Origin of the sequence: Sporosarcina cascadiensis (genome assembly GCF_009650995.1) — a bacterium.
Lineage (GTDB): Bacteria > Bacillota > Bacilli > Bacillales_A > Planococcaceae > Sporosarcina > Sporosarcina cascadiensis.
This window is the reverse complement of the sequence record NZ_WHVV01000040.1, coordinates 1-798: the sequence shown is the minus strand read 5'-3', so window position 1 is coordinate 798 and position 798 is coordinate 1. Positions and strand designations below refer to the sequence as shown.

Genomic DNA, 798 nt, shown 5'->3' with positions numbered 1-798 from the left:
CTCCATTGGTTCTCATAGTCCTCAATGATTTCTTTCAATACATTGACTCGCTCTTTTACGGCAGGGATTTGTGCTACCCTTGATTGTGTTTCCACTACTTCCACCACTTGCCGGCAGTACTGTACTTCTTCTTCGAGATCATCTGATACAGGTTTCGCAGGGAACTTCCCGACCATATCTTCTTCCAGCTGATAGACTGCTTTCCGCACATTTTTCGACTTTGTCTTCAGAAACTCTTTTGGTGATTTCTGTGTAAAGCGTGCTTGAGTGTGGGTAGCGTCCACAATGATCGTTTTACTGAGAAGCAGCCCTTTCTCGACGGCAATTTCTACGGTTTTCCCAATGAGAAGATCCAGCAGGTTCATGTCCTGCAGGCGAAGCCGGCGAAATTTCGTCAAAGAACTCGAATTGATGACTTCCTCTTCCGGAGCCATTTCTAAAAAATACTTAAAGGACATATCGTACCGTGAACGTTCGACAAGGTCTGCATCTGATAAGTCGTAAATCGATTTGAGCAGTAAATACTTGAACATACGAATCGGGTGAATGGCGTTGCGACCATTATTCAAACAATATTTCGATTGGAGTTCATCTACGACAAATGAAAAGTCTACCAGTTCGTTGATTTGTCGAAGTAGATGATCTTGCGGGATCAGCACATCATACAGCGCCAGATACGGGCTTACATTCTGTTTTTCTCGGTTGGAAATCATGGGCGCACCACCTTGGATAGTTCTCCCAATTATACTATGGATACTAGATAAGGAGAATAAAAAAGCAACTGTGCGACCGGACTTC

At 43.7% G+C, this 798-nt stretch carries 1 protein-coding gene; it reads right to left on the bottom strand.

Annotated features, from left to right (window positions below; translation table 11 throughout):
- Positions 1 to 713: transposase (locus GDZ68_RS17895; protein WP_194841235.1), on the bottom strand; the 713-nt coding region annotated here is incomplete at its 3' end.
- Positions 714 to 798: the final 85 nt, after the last annotated feature.